Below are 1,418 nucleotides of genomic sequence, written 5' to 3'. Positions count from 1 at the left end.
CACCGGCTCGGCGATGCTGTTTCGGTCGCGGTGCGCTCATCCGCCGTCGGCGAAGACAGCGCGACCGCCTCCTTCGCGGGAATGAACCTGTCGCGAACCAATATTCGCGGCGACGATCGGCTGATGGATGCCGTCGTCGACTGCTGGGCATCCCTGTTCACCCCGCGCGTACTGACCTACCGCGCCCGTCGCGAGATGCACGAACGCCCGGATATCGCGGTAGTGGTGCAACGCATGGTCGCCGCCCGCAGGTCGGGCGTCGCCTTCACCGCCGACCCCGCGACCGGCCGCCGCGATCGCGTGGTCATCGAGGCAGCGCGCGGCCAAGGCGAAGTCGTGGTCTCCGGAGCCACCGAACCCGACACCTACATGCTCGACGCCAAGGGGCCCACGCTGATCGCCGCGCGCACCGGCCACCAGCGATTCGCTGTCGTGCCCGGGCCCGACGGTGACCAGCGGATCCAGCTGAGCGACGAGGAGGCCGCGGCTCAGGTACTCAGCGAAGACGAGGCCTTATCGGTAGCCCGGACGGCCTTGCAGGTACAGCAGCTGCACGGTGGCATCCCGCAGGATGTCGAATGGGCATTCGACGACGAGCGGCTATGGCTGGTGCAGGCCCGGCCCATCACCACGCTGGCCGGCCGCGCAGATACCGGAACTCCGGCGCGTGCACCGGCCCCCACCCAGGTCCTGTTACGAGGTCTTGCCGCCGCACCCGGCCGAGCCAGCGGCGCCGTCCGGATCTTGCGCTCGCCGTCGGAGGGCTCGACACTGCGCGCCGGCGAGGTACTCGTCGCCGCCATGACCAATCCGGATTGGCTACCGACCATTTCGCGAGCATCGGCCCTGGTCACCGATAGCGGCGGGATGACATGCCATGCCGCGATCGTCGCCCGCGAACTCGGAGTGCCATGCGTGGTCGGCACCCGCACGGCAACCACCACACTCACCGAAGGCGCCGTCGTGACCGTCGACGGGTCCGCGGGTCAGGTGCACGCCGGGCGATCGGAACCGGTGCACGCCGCGCCCAGGCCGTCGGAGCCGACCGCCCCGGCGGAACCGACCGCGACCCGCGTCTACGTCAATCTCGCGCTACCGGACGCCGCGGAACGAGTCGCGGCCACCGACGTCGACGGTGTCGGGTTGCTGCGCGCGGAAACGCTGATCACGCAGGCCCTCGACGGACGCCACCCTCGGGATCTGATCGCCCGCGGCGAGCAGGACGCCTTCATCGAACGGCTGTCGGCGCCCTTGCACCGGATCACAGCGGCATTCGCCCCGCGGCCGGTGATCTATCGCGCGACCGATCTACGGAGCAACGAATTCCGTGACCTCGCCGGCGGGACACGCTATGAACCCGACGAACGCAATCCGATGATCGGGTACCGCGGTTGCTACCGCTACATCCGCGAACCCGA

The 1,418-nt window shown here is 69.6% G+C and carries 1 protein-coding gene; it reads left to right on the top strand.

Annotated elements, in window-relative coordinates; translation table 11 throughout:
• The coding region (locus tag ACWEO7_RS39520) for a PEP/pyruvate-binding domain-containing protein (RefSeq protein WP_452430970.1) at window positions 1-1,418 on the top strand (1,418 nt) is incomplete at both ends.

The organism is Nocardia sp. NPDC004260, from assembly GCF_053603155.1.
This window is presented reverse-complemented; position numbering and strand designations above follow the sequence as displayed.